The organism is Chryseobacterium panacisoli (genome assembly GCF_008274625.1).
Taxonomy (GTDB): domain Bacteria; phylum Bacteroidota; class Bacteroidia; order Flavobacteriales; family Weeksellaceae; genus Chryseobacterium; species Chryseobacterium panacisoli.
Genome location: NZ_VTRU01000001.1, coordinates 302817 through 319245, shown reverse-complemented (window position 1 = coordinate 319245; position 16429 = coordinate 302817). Strand labels below are relative to the sequence as shown.

General features: G+C 38.8%; 16 protein-coding genes. 6 read left to right on the top strand and 10 right to left on the bottom strand.

What is annotated here, in order from left to right:
- Positions 1 to 67: 67 nt before the first annotated feature.
- A complete protein-coding gene (locus FW781_RS01510) occupies positions 68 to 949 on the bottom strand; it encodes a helix-turn-helix domain-containing protein (protein WP_149385805.1) in 882 nt (293 codons plus the stop codon).
- A 175-nt stretch (positions 950 to 1124) separates the two neighbouring features.
- Here FW781_RS01510 and FW781_RS01505 point away from each other — a divergent pair, with 175 nt between their 5' ends.
- The 3 genes from FW781_RS01505 to FW781_RS01495 all read left to right on the top strand — a co-directional run bounded on the left by FW781_RS01505 (position 1125) and on the right by FW781_RS01495 (position 5584).
- Positions 1125 to 2519, top strand: a complete 1395-nt coding sequence (locus tag FW781_RS01505; RefSeq protein WP_149385804.1) for an aminopeptidase P family protein — start codon at positions 1125 to 1127, stop codon at positions 2517 to 2519.
- 13 nt (positions 2520 to 2532) lie between these two features.
- On the top strand, positions 2533 to 4704 hold the full coding sequence (locus tag FW781_RS01500; protein WP_149385803.1) for a S9 family peptidase: 2172 nt from the start codon (positions 2533 to 2535) through the stop codon (positions 4702 to 4704).
- A gap of 274 nt (positions 4705 to 4978) precedes the next feature.
- Positions 4979 to 5584, top strand: coding sequence for a DNA-3-methyladenine glycosylase (locus FW781_RS01495; RefSeq protein WP_149385802.1), 606 nt, complete (start codon positions 4979 to 4981; stop codon positions 5582 to 5584).
- Positions 5585 to 5676: 92 nt separating this feature from the next.
- Here the strand turns inward: FW781_RS01495 and FW781_RS01490 are convergent, their stop codons facing one another.
- The 3 genes from FW781_RS01490 to mug all read right to left on the bottom strand — a co-directional run bounded on the left by FW781_RS01490 (position 5677) and on the right by mug (position 9183).
- Entirely contained in the window at positions 5677 to 7557 is a 1881-nt protein-coding gene (locus FW781_RS01490; protein WP_149385801.1) for a hypothetical protein, read from the bottom strand.
- A gap of 13 nt (positions 7558 to 7570) precedes the next feature.
- On the bottom strand, positions 7571 to 8470 hold the full coding sequence (locus FW781_RS01485; protein ID WP_149385800.1) for a T9SS type A sorting domain-containing protein: 900 nt from the start codon (positions 8468 to 8470) through the stop codon (positions 7571 to 7573).
- Between the two features lie 197 nt (positions 8471 to 8667).
- Positions 8668 to 9183: a G/U mismatch-specific DNA glycosylase gene (mug, locus tag FW781_RS01480; RefSeq protein WP_149385799.1), complete on the bottom strand. Its 516-nt coding sequence runs from the start codon at positions 9181 to 9183 to the stop codon at positions 8668 to 8670.
- Positions 9184 to 9440: 257 nt separating this feature from the next.
- Here mug and FW781_RS01475 point away from each other — a divergent pair, with 257 nt between their 5' ends.
- Positions 9441 to 9758 carry a DMT family transporter gene (locus FW781_RS01475; RefSeq protein ID WP_149385798.1) on the top strand — a complete coding sequence of 106 codons (318 nt, stop codon included), beginning with the start codon at positions 9441 to 9443 and terminating at the stop codon, positions 9756 to 9758.
- Between the two features lie 326 nt (positions 9759 to 10084).
- Here FW781_RS01475 and FW781_RS01470 read toward each other — a convergent pair whose 3' ends face one another.
- The 6 genes from FW781_RS01470 to FW781_RS01445 form a co-directional block, all read right to left on the bottom strand.
- Entirely contained in the window at positions 10085 to 10789 is a 705-nt protein-coding gene (locus FW781_RS01470) for a LytR/AlgR family response regulator transcription factor (RefSeq protein WP_149385797.1), read from the bottom strand.
- Entirely contained in the window at positions 10767 to 11852 is a 1086-nt protein-coding gene (locus FW781_RS01465; protein WP_149385796.1) for a sensor histidine kinase, read from the bottom strand. Before FW781_RS01465 ends, FW781_RS01470 begins: the two co-directional genes overlap by 23 nt.
- 141 nt (positions 11853 to 11993) lie before the next feature.
- Positions 11994 to 12401 carry a DoxX family protein gene (locus FW781_RS01460; protein ID WP_149385795.1) on the bottom strand — a complete coding sequence of 136 codons (408 nt, stop codon included), beginning with the start codon at positions 12399 to 12401 and terminating at the stop codon, positions 11994 to 11996.
- A gap of 130 nt (positions 12402 to 12531) precedes the next feature.
- Positions 12532 to 13035 (bottom strand): TlpA family protein disulfide reductase, encoded by a 504-nt coding sequence (locus tag FW781_RS01455; protein WP_228720112.1) that lies wholly within the window; start codon positions 13033 to 13035, stop codon positions 12532 to 12534.
- A 1-nt stretch (position 13036) separates the two neighbouring features.
- Complete coding sequence (locus tag FW781_RS01450) at positions 13037 to 13471, bottom strand: rhodanese-like domain-containing protein (protein WP_149385793.1); 435 nt, start codon at positions 13469 to 13471, stop codon at positions 13037 to 13039.
- A gap of 80 nt (positions 13472 to 13551) precedes the next feature.
- The gene (locus tag FW781_RS01445; RefSeq protein ID WP_149385792.1) at positions 13552 to 13818 is read right to left on the bottom strand and encodes a hypothetical protein; all 267 of its coding nucleotides are present in this window, start codon (positions 13816 to 13818) and stop codon (positions 13552 to 13554) included.
- 106 nt (positions 13819 to 13924) lie between these two features.
- Between FW781_RS01445 and FW781_RS01440 the strand changes: the two genes are divergently transcribed.
- Together FW781_RS01440 and FW781_RS01435 are read left to right on the top strand one after the other, a co-directional pair.
- Entirely contained in the window at positions 13925 to 15589 is a 1665-nt protein-coding gene (locus FW781_RS01440; protein WP_149385791.1) for an FAD-binding dehydrogenase, read from the top strand.
- 14 nt (positions 15590 to 15603) lie between these two features.
- The gene (locus tag FW781_RS01435; protein ID WP_149385790.1) at positions 15604 to 16407 is read left to right on the top strand and encodes an SDR family oxidoreductase; all 804 of its coding nucleotides are present in this window, start codon (positions 15604 to 15606) and stop codon (positions 16405 to 16407) included.
- Positions 16408 to 16429 lie beyond the last annotated feature (22 nt).

The window sequence follows — 16429 nt, the reverse complement described above, 5'->3', positions numbered from 1 at the left end:
AGGTGAATTTTAAAACGGTAAATGTTAATATTTTAATAGATACTAACCATATTTTAACAGGTTGTATTTATTGCTCTATGGTAGCCTCTTTGTAATGCTTAAGGTATTCTTTAGGTGAATATTTCATAATGGATTTGAAAACCCGGTTAAAATTGGTAAGACTGTTGAATCCGCTATTAAAAGCAACAGAAGAAATACTGTACATATTGCTGGATGTCAGTAGTCTGCAAGCCCGCTGTACACGGAGCTCATTAAGATATTCAATATAAGTGATTCTGGTTCGTTTTTTAAAAGATCTGCAGAATGCCTGCGGGGTCATACAGGCTTCCCGGGCAATACTGTCAAGGGTAAGTTTCGTTTGGGCAAAATTCTTCTTAATAAAGGTCTGGGCATCTATAATTCTTTGATCATAGTCTGAAATATGGTTAGGCAGATTCTTTTCTGAAGATAAAGGTATATGCAGATGTCTGTTTTGCATAAGATGGTTCAAAATCCGGATGAAATCTATGATCTGCTCTACTCCTTCTGTTTTTTGTAATGCGGCAATGTTTTCCCCGATATTTATTGTTAGTTTAGGAGCGACTTGGAAACCTACTTCTGAATGGGTAATAAAATTTTTAAGTTCCCCAAATTCCGGCAAGTCGAAAAATGCGGCGATCTTTTTATAAGGATCAAAAAATATGGAGATGGAATGAACTTTTTGTTTTTCATCTTTATCAAAATTACCTCTGAAAACATGTGACTGATTGGCGCCCAGATAGAAAATATCACCAGCCTCAAAATTAAAGAGATTCTGTTCTATGGCCAGAGTCCCGTGTCCTTTAAGAATCCACATGATCTGGGTTTCCGTATGGCGATGGAAATAGGGATAGAAATTGGGCATTATATCTTCCTGGATGCGGATGCTTTTGTTGGTATCAGCAGGGACTGAAAACTGGAGGCTCTTCATAGAATCAATATTTTATGAGCTTGCGGTTAAAATATGACCGAATTTAAGCAAAATATGAACACTGAATATCAAATTAAAATCCAAACTTTACATTATTCTTTATTTTCATGAATAAAGAGTGGTCAATAGTACAAAATCGTAACTTTAAAGCTTTAAATTAAAAAGTACCCATAATATGTTTTCAGCACAAACCTATCAAGATAGAAGAAAAGTATTACAAAGTAATGTAGCCAACGGAATTTTATTGTTTCTGGGAAATATAGAGAACCCTGTGAATTTTGAACACAACCCTTATTATTTCCGGCAGGACAGTACGTATTTATATTACTTCGGAATTCAGGAACCCCGCATTGCTGCGATTATTGATATTGATGAGAATAAGACCATTGTTTTCGGAGATGAATTAAGTATAGATGACATCGTATGGATGGGCAGACAGGAAACACTGAAAGAGAAAAGTCTCAAATCCGGAGTACAGGAAACCATGCCATATACAGAACTTTCTCAATATATTATGAAAGCACAGACTTTCGGCAGAAAGGTCCATTATCTTCCTCCATATCAGTCTTCCAATAAAATTTTGCTTGCTGATCTGCTTGGTATTAAAATAGAGGCGTTGCAGCCTTCTGAAGAGATGATTAAAGCCATTGTGAAGCAGCGCTCTATAAAAGAATCTCAGGAAATAGTGCAGATAGAACAGGCAGTGAATGTATCCAATGAAATGCATTTGCTGGCAATGCGGACTGCCAAACCGGGCATTAAAGAATATGAAATTGCCAATGCCATCCAATATCTTGCTGCCAATAAAGAATGTCAGATGTCCTATCCTCCGATTGTAACCATCAATGGGGGAATCCTGCATAATCACTACCGTCTCAATACCTTGAAAGAGGGAGATCTTTTCCTGAATGATTCCGGAGCGGAAACTGCAATGGGATATGCTGGAGATCTTACCAGAACGTTTCCTGTGAGCAGGACTTTTAGTACAAAACAAAAAGAAATGTATGAGGTTGTACTGAATACTTTCAACAATGCCCAGCAACTTCTGAAACCTGGAGTAAGGTTCAAGGATATTCATCTGAAAGCCTCTCAGCATCTGGTAGAAGGTCTTATAGATCTGGGACTGATGAAAGGAAATCCTGAGGAAGCGGTAAAAAAACATGCTCATACTCTATTTTTCCAATGTGGATTAGGTCATATGATGGGACTGGATGTACATGATATGGAAGATCTTGGAGAGCAGTACATAGGCTATACCAAAGAAGAACCCAAAGATACAAAGACATTTGGTCTTAAATCTTTACGCTTAGGAAAGGCTCTTGAATCCGGATTTGTAGTAACAGTTGAACCCGGTATTTATATAATTCCGGAACTGATTGATATCTGGCAGGCTGAAAATAAAAATGCAGACTTTATAAATTATGATAAAGTGAATGAATACCGAAACTTCGGAGGAATCCGTGTAGAAGATGATTTCCTGATTACAGATGACGGATACAGACTTCTTGGGAACGGACTGATCAAAACAGTTGAAGAAATTGAAAATTACAGAGCTGAACATTTAGCTTAATCAAATACGATCTATGAAGAACATAAAAAAACTAACGGTTATTGCATTGTACTTCCTGTGTCTGTCGCCACTGGCTGCCCAAAAGACACAATGGACTCCGGATGGCAATGCCTATTATTCGTTTACTAAAAAAGGGGTTGAAATTGTTGACGTACTGCAGCCCGGAAAAGACCAGACTCTTTTAAACAGTAATGAACTTGTTCCTGCGGGAAGTTCTGAAGCATTGCAGGTACAAAGTTTTCAGGTATCTCCGGATGATAAAAGTCTATTACTCTTTGCCAATACAAGAAAAGTATGGAGAGACAATACCCGTGGTGATTACTGGATTTTTGATAAAAACACTAAAAAACTTACACAGCTTGGGAAGGGCCTGCCTTCTTCATCCCTGATGTTTGCAAAATATTCACCCGATGGCAAAAAAGTAGCGTATGTGTCTAAACACAATATTTATATTGAAGATCTTTCAAATAACCAGCTTACCAAGGTTACTACCGATGGTACAGACGGAATGATCAACGGGACTTTCGACTGGGTATATGAAGAGGAATTTGGAACTCAGGATGGTTTCCGCTGGTCACCGGACGGTAACAAAATTGCGTACTGGAAACTGGATGCAAGAGGTACAAAAAACTTTCTGATGATCAATAATACAGACAGCCTGTATTCATTCACCGTTCCGGTAGAATATCCGAAGGTGGGTGAAAATCCTTCAGGATGCAGCATCTGGTTCTATGACCTTGCTTCTAAATCTTCAAAGAAAGCAGATATTGCAGGGGATGAAATACAAAACTATATTCCGAGAATGGAATGGGTACTGGATTCTAAATCCGTTATTCTCCAGCAACTGAACAGAAAGCAGAATCAGAGTAAAATCATCGTGGCAGATGCCGCTTCCGGCAGCAGTAAGACTATTCATACGGAAACAGATGCTGCATGGATTGATATCAAATCCCGCTGGAACGATAATGACCCAAGTGGCTGGGATTGGATCGAGAATGGAAAAGAATTCCTTTGGCTTTCTGAAAAAGACGGATGGAGACATATTTATAAAATAGATATGAGCGGTAAGGAAACATTGATTACAAAAGATGCTTTCGATGTAATAAAACCTGAGTTCTTCGATGTTCAGAACAAACAAATCTACTTTTCAGCTTCACCCAATAATGCGACTCAGAAATACCTGTATAAAGTAAGTATGAAAGGAGGAAAAGCTCAAAGAGTAACTCCTGAATCTTATACAGGATCTAATAACTACACAATATCTCCTAATGGAAAGATCGCGATGTTTACGAATAACAGCGTCAATGCGGTTTCAATAGGATCTGTAGTCTCTCTTCCGGAACATAAAGAACTGGTTGCTGCCAAAAGAACAGCAAAAGCAGATCCTGCAAAGTCTAAAGCAGAATTTTTCCAGATTACCACGCAGGATGGTATTACCCTGGACGGATGGGTGGTAAAGCCTAAAAATTTTGATCCTAATAAAAAGTATCCCATCGTATTTACAGTATATGGAGAACCGGGATCACAAACCGTAACCGATAATTTCTATACGGGCTGGAATCAGTTATATGTTGGAAATATGGCTGAAGATGGTTATTTATATGTTTCTCTTGAAAACCGCGGAACCCCTGCTCCAAGAGGTCGTGAATGGAGGAAATCGGTGTACCGTAAGATAGGACAGCTTAACATCCGTGATCAGGCAATGGGAGCGAAAGCTTTATTTGCAAAATGGCCTTATGCAGATACTTCAAGGGTTGCCGTATGGGGCTGGAGCGGCGGCGGTTCTTCTACCCTGAACCTTTTGGGACAATATCCTGATATTTACCAGACGGGGATTGCTATTGCTCCGGTGGCCAATCAGTTATTCTATGACAATATCTACCAGGAAAGATATATGGGGCTTCCACAGGAGAACAGAGAAGATTTTGTCAATGGATCTCCACTGGCTTATGCTAAAAATCTAAAAGGAAATCTTTTACTGGTTCACGGAACAGGCGATGATAATGTACACTATCAGAACACGGAAGTATACGTCAACGAACTGGTAAAATATAATAAGCAGTTTCAGCTGATGTCTTACCCAAACCGTACACACTCTATTAATGAAGGGGAAGGAACTTCACTGCACCTTGCTACCCTGTTTACCAAATATCTGAAAGAACACTGTCCTCCTGGAGGAAAATAAATAACGAGAGTCTCACAGTAATGTGAGACTTTTTCTTTGTTTCAGAATTAAATAAAAATTCCCCAGAGTAATCTGGGGAAAATAAGTGTCAAAACCTATAAATTTTTATAGTGGTGTAAAATGATGTTGAATAGTATGAAACAATGGATGTGCCAAATTAATCACTATTTTATGAAATGTAGCTTTTTGTGGTACCTTTTTCATTCTTATTACATTCTTCCATTTTTATAAGATTATCATTAAATTTGAATGAATAATTTCTAAAACCATTCATTTGAAACTGCCACTCTCCTATTATTCCAATCAAGACGTTCTTTTTCTCGCTCAGGATCTTCTGGGAAAAGTTCTTTTTACAGATATAAATGATGAAGTAACAGCCGGGATTATTGTAGAAACAGAAGCCTATTTCGGAGTACTGGATAAAGCTTCCCATGCTTATGGCGGCCGACGGACAGACCGCACTGAAACGTTGTACAGCCATGGAGGTGTTTCCTATGTTTATTTATGTTACGGAATTCATCATCTGTTTAATATTGTAACTTCTGTAAAAGACGAACCTCACGCGGTATTAATCAGAGCTGTTGAGCCTCTTGTAGGAAAAGATATCATGGAACTCAGACGGAATATGCCTGCCGATAAAGCGGCTATCTCTTCCGGCCCCGGATCTGCAGCCAAAGCTTTAGGTATTGATAAATCTTTTAACAAAAAAGACCTGGACGGAAATGAAATATGGATTGAAGATCACGGAATTCAATATCCCTCCGATGATATTATAAAAGCTCCCCGTATAGGTGTTGCGTATGCACAGGAAGATGCATTTTTACCCTGGCGGTTTTTTGTAAAAGGCAACAAATATGTAAGCAAACCGAATAAAGGATAAGCGTTGCTCTATTAAGATTGTAGCTCTAACAGCAAAAGAAATCCCGACATTTTTTTGTCGGGATTTTTTATAAAATTGAATCTGAAATCAAATTACTGTACAAAAGTTACATCACCTTTAAAAGTTTCACTGCCGGAACAGTTGCTTAGCTTAAGGTACCATGAGTAAACTCCCGGGATATTAACATAGGGTCCCGGATTACCGTTCGCATCAGGAGTGTATCTTCCATCCCAACTGATCTGGCCGTTATAAAAACCGAGACAGGTTGTTTCATATTTGTAGTAAACACGGGTTCCCCAGCGGTCATACACACTAAGTTCATACGAATAGGCATTGTATGCAGGTATGGCATATTGGTTCATCATTGTGTTGTAAATAACAAACGGATTGGTAACAGACATGCCCGTAGGTTTAAATAAGCCTGGAAAAGCGCCTGTAAAAACCGGAGGAGTGACCGTTGCTGTATTCGTTCCGCAAGCACTTGTAACAGTCACCGTGGAGGTTGTATTTCCTGTCACGGCAGAGGTATCACTGGTGCTCCCTGTATTCCAGGAATACTTAATGCTGTTTGTAGCCTGCTGCATATGGAAGTTGTAATCAGGACCTACTTCAGCTTCATTACCACAAAGTTTGATCCACGGGTTAAATTTCACAGTGCCTGATCCTGTACAGTTATTATAACTTACACAGCTGAAAGCGCCTCTGACATTCTGAATAAGAGTAACATATACCCATTGTGAATTTTTACAGCCGTTATATTCAAATACAACCCTGTACTTGGTACACTTGGTAGGTGTTACACTGATATCGTTAGCGGGAGTAAAGGGCCCACCAATAGGTCCGCTATAGGATACGCTGCCGTTACCTATAAAATTACCCGCTTCATCATACCATTTGTAACTGGTGGCTGCACCATTACCCGGAGCATTAACACTGGCTCTTAATTTAACGCTTGAGCCACAGCAAATCACCTTATTGCTTGTCTGAATGATGGGGAATTCTATTTTAACAATTTTGGAAATCACTACCCAGCCACTGGTACAGTTACGGACCTGGAGGGTAACCTTATAATAATGCCCGCTTTGTAAATTTATCCCGCTGGACCGTAAACTGTACGTTCCTACAGGCCCATTACGGATGACAGCAAAAGGAGGACTTCCGATGAGGTTCCCCATGGCATCACATTCCTGGGCAAACCATACATACTGAGATTCATTAGTTGTGCGGCTTCCGCTAAAAAGAATGGGATCATCAATATTACATACCGTAGAAGGGCCTACAAGTACAGGTTCAGGAGGTACCGGCTTGCAAAGGGCATCAATATACGCATAGCCAAAATGTCCGCTATCCCTGCAGTCTGCTGTTGCAAAATAAATGGTCAGCTGCTGGCCGACATCCTGAGAAGGAATAGGAAGACACAAGGTCTGCCACTCTTTCCACGACAGAGGCTCTCCATTATAGCTTGTGGATTGAAGGAATGGATCAGCGACGTTGCTGCCGTTGATTTTAACAGGGGCAATGACCAGATTGCCAGGTGCCGTACTGTTGGCAAGGTCATTGGTTCTGCTGACCCAGTAACTGAAAAATCCATTGATCATAGAATCAGTGTGGGCTCCCTGTAAAACCAAAGCATACATAAATGATATAGAGCTTCCTGCTGTGAAAGTATAAGACATGATCTCCGCACCGTTCATAGCGGTAGAGTTTCCTAATCTGAAAGCACTGTTGCCTTCTCCCACCATGGGTAAAGAAGCTCCTAATATCGGGTCATTGCCTATTCCCGTCACGGTATGCTGGGTAGGTGAAAGACTTGGAGTAAAGGTTGATAAATTCAGGGTTCCTGTGGTGTTGCTTCCAACATAGGTCTGCCAGTTGCTGAAATCCCCCATTTCTGCATCACCATTGGGACATTGGGCATTCATGCACGTTATGCTCCATAACATGCAGGTTAAAAGTATAATTAATTTTTTCATAATTGACTGCATTTTATTGAACAATGATTTTTTGAGTAACAGGCGCCTGTCCCTGAGCATTGAACTTTATCAGATAATTGCCGGCCGGAAGATTGATGTTATGCTGTACCGTATGTCTTCCGCTCTTAATCTGCTTATCAATGAATACAGTATCTGCAGTACGGCCATTTATATCTATGATCTGAAGGCTGGCCTGGCTCTCTTTTTCCACCTGATATGTAATATTGATCACATTTTTGGCAGGATTGGGAGCGACAAGCAGAGGAAACGTAACAACAGATTTCCCTTTACTTACAACTTTATACTCTGACTTTAAGAATCCTACAGTCCGGTCAATATAATATACCGTTGCAATAGTATTTCCTGAGGCATCACGAAAAAGATAGTAGGCATTGTCATAAGAGTAATCAATATCTGCATTCTTTAAAGTGTACTGATCAATGATTTCATCAACCCGGATGTTCTCGTGTTTTTGGCCGTCAAAAATAACATTCTGATTGTCGTAATGGCGAACCTGAGGATTGTGGCCGGAAGGCGCTTTTACCCCCTCATTTAAAAAAAGATCTGCAGGGAAATAGTCCTGCCCTGTCAATACTTCTTTAATTTCTTTTGACCGGAGTTCAATCGGAACAGTGTTTGAAGATCTTCGCTGAATGTCACTGGAAAAACTACTCCTTTCTTTACCATACAAAGAAATGACCTGATCCGCCGGATAAGGCTTTTCATTCACAGGTTCACTGGCTCTGGTCTGAGCTCTGAATTGAGATGAAAATGCCGTAATAAGGACCGAACATAGTAAAAGCCGGTTCACTTTTTTGAAACATCGCTGTGGTATGCCTGAACATAGATTCCCTTTTGTTGAATCCAATAAGACAAAATGTCTTTTAATGAATTCGTACTCTTTTGTTTTCATAGTACTATTTAATGGTTTGAGTTCTAAATGTATCAAACAATCAAATATCCGGGGAGAATGAATAATTAACCGGGAGAATTAGATTAGTAAATGTGCTGTTTTTTCCCTTAAGTGTGATTTTGGTAAATGGGACTAATAATAATCGGGTACAAAAATTGAGGAGCAGTTTTGCCGCTCTCTTTATTATTCTGTATGGTCTATGACTGGTTCTGACTGTTTTTTACCGCCTGATAAAAACTGCTGTAATAAAAAATAAGATCAGCAAGAGAAAATCCCCGGTTCAGACCGCTGGTATTGGGCAAGACCCATACTTTTGCCCCACAGAAATCTTCTGCCTGCAATCCCCATAGAATTTCTTTCTTTTTAGAGAATGCCTTGTAAGCCGCTTTGCCGAGAAAAGCCACATATTGGGGCTGATATTCCGTTATTTTTGCTTTAAAAGTACCCAGCGCATTGTCAAACTCTTCTTTTGAAAGTTCATCAGCACGGGAAGTTGCTCTTGCAACAGCAGTTGTGAGGCCCAGTCCGAAATCCAGAATAGAAGTATCATTCGTTGCTTCAACTTCATAAGGAGTAAAACCTGATTGGTGAAGAACTTTCCAAAAACGATTGCTCTTTCCTGAAAAATGATGTCCGTCATTGGAGGATTTTAAGCCGGGATTGATTCCGCAAAAAATAACGTTAAGGTGAACGGTAATGATATCTGTCAACATAATTAGATACTTCTTGATTCTCTTTTTACGGTATAAAGATATCAATATTAGGGATATTTTCAGACTTACATTTTATTCATGAATATTGAACGGTTCACAGTCTGTATCATACGTTCCATCTCTGGTTTTTGCGGTGTCACACAGTTTATTATATTGAATATGAATGGATAATGATAATTTTGTGGTAGTAATTGAGATGAAGCATTTTATTGTAAAAAACTCATTCAATAATAGCAACATCGTTAAAAATAAGGAGTATGAACTGGATTGCATTAATTATCGCAGGAATTTTTGAAATTGGATGGCCTTTGGGCCTTAAATTATCTCAGCAGCCGGAAAATAATAAATTGAGCTGGATTATATTTTCTATCGTATGTATGTCCGTTAGCGGCGGTTTTCTCTGGTATGCTCAGAAAAGCATCCCTATTGGAACAGCCTATGCAGTGTGGACCGGAATTGGTGCGGTAGGAACTTTATTGGTGGGAATTCTGTTTTTTCAGGATTCAGCAGGTATTTTACGACTGCTTTCTGCATTACTGATTGTTGTAGGTATCATTGGCCTCAAACTATTTTAAAATAAATCTATAGCTGAAAAAAAGAAATTGGCTTAAGATTATTTAATCATTAAGCCAAATCATTATTCAACATTCGAATAATAAACTCTAACCACATTCATTTTCCTGACTTAATATTCTTTATTTATTGCGCTTTTTTCATAAAACAAATTTGGATAAACAAAAACAAATTCGGAAAAAATATCTATCAACAGAGATTCAGAATCTACAAAACTTTTAATTTGGCTGGCTTTTTAAACTAAAAGACTCAGAATTTTCCTGTTTTAGAGGGGATGAAAATTCAAAGAACTTTTGAAGGGTAGTTTAAACAAATTTCCTCTTCAATATTAAAGCTCCAGAAACGGCTTATACGTTCTTCCCACAGGAAGTTTTTTGCCATTAATCTGGATAATATTGGCAGATTTGACTTCAATTTTTGATTTGGATATAATGTACGATTTATGAATACGGGTAAACATTTTGGGATTTAAAGCCTCTTCTATTTTGCTGATAGGCATTTTGAAAGTGAAGCTTTCTGTTTTGGTGTGAATATTAATATATTCTCTCAAACTTTCGATGTAGAAAATATCATGTAAAATAATTTTAACCTGCTTTTTCCCGCTATTGATGAAGATATAATCACGTTCCGAAATTTCAAGTAAAGCGTCTTCCGCCTCCATTAAATGTTTGAATTTTCCAATGGCTGTCAGAAAACGCTCATACGGGATAGGTTTCAGCAGATAATCCGTAATATCGAGTTCATAGCCTTCTACGGCATATTCATGATAAGCAGTGGTAACGATAACGAATGGAGGATTTTTTATTTTCCTCAGAAAATCAAAGCCTTTTACCACGGGAAGATGGAGATCCAAAAAGATCAGATCCACCTGATGAATGCTTAAAAGACTGCTGGCATATACAGCATCGGCACATTTTCCTACAAGATTCAGTTCCTGATCTCTGGAGATAAAACTTTCCAGAATTTCTGCTGCAATGGGCTCGTCTTCTACGATAATGCAGCTGTATTTTTTAGAGGCTGGGTTTGGTGTCATGGAAATCTATGGTTAATGTTACAATATAGCGGTCGTTTTGATTTTCCACAGAAAGGGTGTGTTGAGGATAAAGCAATTCAAGCTGTCTACGGATATTTTTCTGACCTATTTTCGTGGAATGTGTATGAGGCTTTTCTTCCTTGGAATTTTCTATGAAATAAGTGAGAATTCCATTTTTCAACCGGATATTGATGGTAATAAATGTCTCTCCCAAGCTTTCAGAAACCCCATGTTTGAAGGCATTTTCAACAAATTGTATCAAGATCAGCGGAGAAATTTCCTGAGAAGGATGATCGATATCTTCCGTAAAGCTTATGGTAAGATGGCGGTGGCGGATCTTCTGAATCTGTATGAAATCTTTAATGTTTTCAATATCCTTGGCTATAGAAATCCTTTTTTCTGCTGCTTCATAGATATTATACCGCATTATCTTGGAAAGCTGAAGGATAACATCGGGAGTTTCATCAGCTTTTTTCAGGGCCATTCCGTAAATATTATTGAGGGTGTTGAACAGAAAATGCGGATTGATCTGTGCCTTCAGCATACTGAGCTCCTGATCCAGCTTTTCAGACTTTAGCAGGGAGATCTGTTCCTTCAGAAGATTTTTCTGCCGGGTAATTTCAACCCCAAAAATCAGACCCACCATAAAAATAAGGTCCATAAAAGAATTGAATGCCACATACCCATTGATAAACCCCGACGGATACTTTCCGTCCAGAGTTTCTGTAACTCCATAAATATAAGGGTAAATGATATAATGCGTTAAAAAGCGATGCCCAAAAACAGCGGTGATCACGATAAAAATATAGAGAAGATATTTGAAAATTTCCTTAATATGAATCTTTTCAAATACATACAGCAAGGCATAAGCAAGCGGCATTTTGATCAAAAGATATCCCAGCTCCAGGATCAGAGTATTCTGAAGTCTTACTGACCATTTGAAATCCGGAAACTGATACCTGGACCAATAAAAGTCAAGGTAAACTTCCAGGATATAATACAATATCCAAAAAAGAAGATGAATCTGCCATTTAGATCTTTTGTATGGTTTCAGCTTGATCATGATTTTAAGAATACAAAATACTATTTGTTCAATCAAATATAAAAATATAAGTCGACCAAATTAAAGTAATGATCTACAAACTACGATTTTGAATGGTAGTCTTGGGAAACTAAAATAAAAAACTGCGAATGGTAAGAAAGTTTAGCTATCCTTTTTACAGGGAAAGCGGTTCTGCTTTTTAAAATAAATTTCAGGATACATAAGGCTCAGAAAACTGAAGATCAGCAAGACATTGAACTCAATGCCATTCGTTCCTCCTCCCACTACAAACCAGCCATTTTGCCAATGAACGAAATAAATTCCAAAAACGAAAATAAGAATATTACTAATAGCCACGGGCTTTATATGTCGGTCAAACCAAAGTAATGGCACAGAGAAAAGATGTGTGAGCTTTACAGCCCATGCAATATAAATCCCAAAGGGACTAAACCCTATGTTATCCAGATAAAAATGCCCGAAATTATTAACATCTCCACTAAAAATGGAAATCACACTATGCATCAGCAGTATCACAGACAGCCCCAAGCGAAGGAAGACGTTTTTTTTCATACCTCAAAGCTATAAGACAATAGAAAGGATTGGTGTATGCTGTATATCAATTGCTTTGTAGTGTATATGAAAAAAATAAAGAGCAGTAATGTATGCACTGCTCTTTCAATATTTGTAAGATTTTATTTTCTTAATTCTGATTTAAAGTTTTCTTTAAAAAATCCTCCAGATCTTTACCGTGAAGATTTTTAGCTAAAATCGTTCCCTGTCCGTCGATGATGACATTAAAAGGAAGTTCATCAATTTCGTAAAGTTTGGCTACAGGACTTTTCCAGAATTTTAAATCGCTGATCTGTATCCATTTGATTGTAAACCTGTCAATGGCTTTCTGCCAGCTTTCTTTATTTTTATCTAAGGAAACCCCCAGAATTTCAAACGTATTGTTTTTTACCTGTTCAGAATAGGTGTCGTACAAAGTTTTCAGCTCAGGCTGCTCTTCTACACACGGAGCACACCAGGTTGCCCAGAAGTCGATCAGAACCACCTTTCCTTTTAATGTTGAAAGGGTGAATGAGGTTCCGTCTGCCTTAGCCATTATAATTTCAGGAGCTTTCTTCCCTACCTCTATTGTACTTTGGGCAGCAACAGACCCTGAGAAAATTATTAAAAATAAAAGGGTAAAACCAGTTTTCATATTAATCATTTGTAGGATAGTCTTTATCTAGCCAGTCTGTTTTGATGTTTTTCGGAAGGTTTAAAAGTTTCGCATTTATAAAGCCCATTTCCATCAATAGTGCAAAAGCAGGGCGTATATTAGGACATTTTATAAAAGGGCAGCATCCGCAGTAGATGACAACTTCTCTGTCTTTAGGAATATCTTTAAGATAATTTCTCAGTTTTTCCAGATTTTCCGGATCATGGGTTGGCCCGATGTCTACAGAACCTTTAATGATGGCTTCCGGACCTACTGAAATGATCACCAGGTCTTTTGTTGAATGCTTTACAATTCTGGAAGCTAATAATGCCGGATCCATCAGCTGGCTGTCTTTCCACGGATCCTGCTTTTGCTGTTGCTGTGCCTGGCTGAAAATGGAGCAGACAAAGCAGGCAATGATAAACAAATACTTCATAATTCTATTTTTCACAAAGATAAAAATGTTTTATTGAGGGGTTACAGGAAAATCGGCATTTATGGGATATTTTGTAGAGATCAGATTTTTTTCGGAGTGATATGGATCACATTAGAGGCTCCAGGTTCTATAATGAACTGTGTCCCCTGTTCTCTTTCATTCTCTCGGCCCTGAATGGCTGATCCGGTAGCGAGGGTTAATTTCCCCTGAAAAACAGGATGTAATGATGCCAATGGAATTTCAATTTCTTCCTCCTCTAGCTGGATAATAATTGATTCAGCTTCAATAGGCTTACGGGTTCTGTTTTTTAAAACAGCAAATGCCTGGTATTTATGGTTTTCTTTCATTTTTTTATTCTATGTAAACAATAAAAGTATTAAGATTTTTTTAATTGTTTCATTTAAATATTTAATACATTTATGGGAAGTATCATCCAATAAAAACACCTAGAACATGGAAGAAACATTCCAGCCTGATGCGATCATCATAGGAAGTGGACTGGCAGGGCTTACTGCTGCTATGGAAATAACCGATGCCGGAAAAAAAGTACTGCTTTTGGATCAGGAAACTGAACAGAATATGGGTGGACAGGCATTCTGGTCTTTCGGAGGTCTGTTTCTGATTAATTCACCCCAGCAAAAGAGAATGGGAATCAAAGATTCTTATGAACTGGCACTTCAGGACTGGAAAGGGACAGCTGGATTTGACCGTCCGGAAGACTACTGGCCGCGTCAATGGGCTGAAGCCTATCTTAAATTTGCTGCCGGTGAAAAATATGAATATATCTCCAAATTAGGCATCAAACTGATGTTTATGGTGGGCTGGGCAGAACGTGGTGATGGTTCGGCAACAGGGCATGGGAATTCAGTTCCCCGTTTTCATGTCAGCTGGGGAACTGGCACAGGGGTAATAAAGCCTTTCGTAGAAAAAGCTTACAAAGCTCAGGAAAAAGGATTGCTGCAGATGAAATTTAGGCACAGAGTGACAGAATTGCTGGTGGAAAATGGAAAAATAAAAGGCCTTAAAGGTGATATTCTTGAAAATGATACTAAGGAAAGAGGTGCTGAGACAAACAGAACTGTTATCTCAACATTTGAATATACCGCTCCGAACATCATCATCGCTTCCGGAGGAATTGGTGCCAATCATGAGCTGGTAAGGAAAAACTGGCCCGAAAGACTGGGTAAAGCACCGGAAAATATGGTCTGCGGTGTTCCTGCCTATGTAGATGGTAAAATGATTGGTATCGCAGAAAATGCAGGAGCTCATATTATCAACCGTGACAGGATGTGGCACTACACAGAAGGTTTGCAAAACTGGAATCCCATCTGGCCCAACCACGGAATCCGGATACTGCCCGGACCTTCTTCTTTATGGTTTGATGCTGAAGGCAAACGGCTCCCCGCTCCTTTTCTTCCCGGATTTGATACATTGGGAACTTTACAATATATACAGGAAACAGGATTTTCATATTCCTGGTTTATCCTCACTCAGAAAATTATTAAAAAGGAATTTGCCCTTTCGGGTTCAGAACAGAATCCGGATATTACCAATAAGGATTACACTCTTTTTCTGAAAAGGATTTTTGGTAAAAAAGCTCCCGGACCAGTAGAAGCTTTTAAAGAACATGGAAAAGACTTTATTGTATCCGATAATCTGGAAGATTTAGTGGACAGGATGAATGAATTGACTGGAAACAGACTTTTGAATTATGAAAAAATAAAATCTCAGATTGAAGCCCGGGACAGAGAGTTAGATAATAAATTTTCAAAAGATACTCAGGTCAATTATCTCCGGAATACCCGAAATTATTTAGGGGATAAACTTGGGCGTGTAGCAGCTCCCCATAAGATTTTAGCTCCTGAAAACGGACCTTTGATTGCTGTACGGCTCAATATTTTAACCCGTAAAACGTTAGGAGGTATAAAAACCAATCTGAACGGACAGGTATTAAAAGATGACGACAGCGTTATTGAAGGACTGTATGCTGCCGGAGAAGCGGCTGGTTTTGGCGGAGGCGGAATGCACGGCTACAGAGCGCTGGAAGGGACATTTCTGGGAGGCTGTATTTTTTCAGGAATGAAAGCCGGGAAATATATTGCAGGACTTAAAAATTAAATAATAGGAGAAGTATGAGCAGTTATTTTGATCATAAAATCATTTGGATTACCGGAGCATCATCAGGTATTGGAGAAGCTCTGGTAAGAACTCTGGCAAAGAATAGTCATGCAAAAATCATCCTGTCATCCAGAAAAGAAGAACAATTGCATCTGGTGGCTGAAAAGGCAGGCTTGAGTACAGATCGGTATGTGGTGATTCCTTTAGACCTGAAAAATTATAAAGAAATGCCCGCCATTGCAGCGAAAGCATCAGAACAGTTTGGGAAGATTGATATTCTTATCAACAATGCGGGACTGTCTCAACGTTCTTTAGCCATGGAAACAGATATTGAAGTAGATAAACAGCTGATCGATATTGATTATATCGGAACGGTAGCCCTTACTAAAGCAACTGTACCTTATATGATCAGAAATAAAGGAGGACAGATTGCGGTTGTAACCAGCCTTATGGGAATATTCGGTGCTCCTATGCGAAGTGGATATGCCGGCGCAAAACATGCTTTACATGGCTTTTTTGATGCTTTGCGGGCAGAATTATTCAGCCAGAATATTGGAAATACGATCATTTGTCCGGGTTTTATACAGACGGATATTTCTATTAATGCAGTCACCGGAGACGGATCATCACAAGGGACAATGGATGATGCCACGAAAAATGGAATGCCTGTAGATATTTTCGCAAAAAAAATGCTCTATGCCATTGAAAAACAGAAAAAACAAAAAGCTATAGGAGGTAAAGAAGTAATGGCGGTTTATCTGAAGAGATTCTTTCCCAACCTATTGGCAAAAATGGTCCGTAAGGCGAAAGTGGTATAAAGAAAAGCACCATCCAATACTG

What these genes read in the sequence shown, in the direction of transcription:
- FW781_RS01510 (WP_149385805.1), bottom strand. Translation starts at nt 949, where the DNA reads ATGAAGAGCCTCCAGTTTTCAGTCCCTGCTGATACCAACAAAAGCATC.
- FW781_RS01505 (WP_149385804.1), top strand. Translation starts at nt 1,125, where the DNA reads ATGTTTTCAGCACAAACCTATCAAGATAGAAGAAAAGTATTACAAAGT.
- FW781_RS01500 (WP_149385803.1), top strand. Translation starts at nt 2,533, where the DNA reads ATGAAGAACATAAAAAAACTAACGGTTATTGCATTGTACTTCCTGTGT.
- FW781_RS01490 (WP_149385801.1), bottom strand. Translation starts at nt 7,557, where the DNA reads ATGAAAAAATTAATTATACTTTTAACCTGCATGTTATGGAGCATAACG.
- FW781_RS01485 (WP_149385800.1), bottom strand. Translation starts at nt 8,470, where the DNA reads ATGAAAACAAAAGAGTACGAATTCATTAAAAGACATTTTGTCTTATTG.
- mug (WP_149385799.1), bottom strand. Translation starts at nt 9,183, where the DNA reads ATGTTGACAGATATCATTACCGTTCACCTTAACGTTATTTTTTGCGGA.
- FW781_RS01475 (WP_149385798.1), top strand. Translation starts at nt 9,441, where the DNA reads ATGAACTGGATTGCATTAATTATCGCAGGAATTTTTGAAATTGGATGG.
- FW781_RS01470 (WP_149385797.1), bottom strand. Translation starts at nt 10,789, where the DNA reads ATGACACCAAACCCAGCCTCTAAAAAATACAGCTGCATTATCGTAGAA.
- FW781_RS01465 (WP_149385796.1), bottom strand. Translation starts at nt 11,852, where the DNA reads ATGATCAAGCTGAAACCATACAAAAGATCTAAATGGCAGATTCATCTT.
- FW781_RS01460 (WP_149385795.1), bottom strand. Translation starts at nt 12,401, where the DNA reads ATGAAAAAAAACGTCTTCCTTCGCTTGGGGCTGTCTGTGATACTGCTG.
- FW781_RS01455 (WP_228720112.1), bottom strand. Translation starts at nt 13,035, where the DNA reads ATGAAAACTGGTTTTACCCTTTTATTTTTAATAATTTTCTCAGGGTCT.
- FW781_RS01450 (WP_149385793.1), bottom strand. Translation starts at nt 13,471, where the DNA reads ATGAAGTATTTGTTTATCATTGCCTGCTTTGTCTGCTCCATTTTCAGC.
- FW781_RS01445 (WP_149385792.1), bottom strand. Translation starts at nt 13,818, where the DNA reads ATGAAAGAAAACCATAAATACCAGGCATTTGCTGTTTTAAAAAACAGA.
- FW781_RS01440 (WP_149385791.1), top strand. Translation starts at nt 13,925, where the DNA reads ATGGAAGAAACATTCCAGCCTGATGCGATCATCATAGGAAGTGGACTG.
- FW781_RS01435 (WP_149385790.1), top strand. Translation starts at nt 15,604, where the DNA reads ATGAGCAGTTATTTTGATCATAAAATCATTTGGATTACCGGAGCATCA.